Source organism: Endozoicomonas sp. ONNA1, from assembly GCF_024606325.1.
In the GTDB taxonomy this organism is placed as follows: domain Bacteria; phylum Pseudomonadota; class Gammaproteobacteria; order Pseudomonadales; family Endozoicomonadaceae; genus Endozoicomonas_A.
This window is the reverse complement of the sequence record NZ_JAHHPN010000195.1, coordinates 1-1,118: the sequence shown is the minus strand read 5'-3', so window position 1 is coordinate 1,118 and position 1,118 is coordinate 1. Positions and strand designations below refer to the sequence as shown.

1 protein-coding gene is annotated in these 1,118 nt (G+C 42.8%); it reads right to left on the bottom strand.

The window, feature by feature from the left end; translation table 11 throughout:
* Positions 1 to 168: 168 nt before the first annotated feature.
* A partial coding sequence (locus tag KDK19_RS04480) for a hypothetical protein (RefSeq protein WP_257287550.1) occupies positions 169 to 1,118 on the bottom strand: 950 nt, incomplete at its 5' end.

Sequence of the window (1,118 nt, the reverse complement as noted above, 5' to 3'; positions counted from 1 at the left end):
TGATGCCATTAACAAGGGATGTTACGGCCCTGACTGGCATCAAGGATTCTGAATGCCTGTGCCATGAATGTGAAAGTGCCGACTGAGCACCCAGTTTAATTTGATCCATTACGTGATCCTCCACTCTTTTTTTTAATTTCCATGATCCATTTGCTATAGGATGATTTATCAAATGTCCGCCCCCAATTGCCACTGCACTCTTTCGGGATCATCATAATGCCCGGGTGCAATACGTATATGATTTCTCATCACATGGGCTGGGGCACCAAAGAACTGAACATCACATTCTTCAGAAAATTTCTTCCAATCATCAATATTAATGAGTGCTCCATGAGAGAAGAAGCTGGCTTGAAGGTCTTCGCCGGTAATCTGTGCAGCCAAGTCTGGTTCCGAGAGAAGGAATGTTCTGTGCATGAGTGTAGCGTTAGGATCGTAAAAAATAACCTTCATGCATTCATCCTGTTTCTTCAATCTCAAGGCCATTGCATGGCCAACTGCTTTAACATCTCCTAATGATGTACGAAAATAAAAGTTCTTTTCATCGCCAGCTGACATATTCCAATACTTTTTCACCAGCCCTTCAATGGCCTCAGAAAACTTTCCCTCAAGGAAATAATATCCATCAGCAAAAGAGGAGCTATGAGTCATTGAGCGGTCTACAAATTGATATTGATGAAAGTGTGCACTTTCGTATGGAAAAGGAGCTGTATTTTCAAAGGTTTTCAGTACTTTTTCTGAGTCGTCTATTCTTTTAAACGTTTCTTTCCCCCGACCAAACACCTTTTTGGCATAAGCCCAGGCGAAATGACGGCAGACTATTGCTTCCCCGGGAGCTCTATCGTCAGAATCGGAGCGATGGACTGTCTCATTAAGGTTTTTGGGGAACCAGGCATTATCAGAGTTGTAAATGGGGATTGGAGCAATACTGCCATCGTCCCTGAAAGCCAGTTTAACCTGAAGACTTCGCCCTTTATCATGCAGTTGATTTACCTTGCTGGTAATATAGCGAGTTGATCTCTCACAGGCTAACGGGATGCTGATGTTATAAGCACTTAATGGTTTTTGGAGTGCTTTAGTAAACCATGCATCAGGGTGTTCTTTCATCAGCTTTGTGGTGA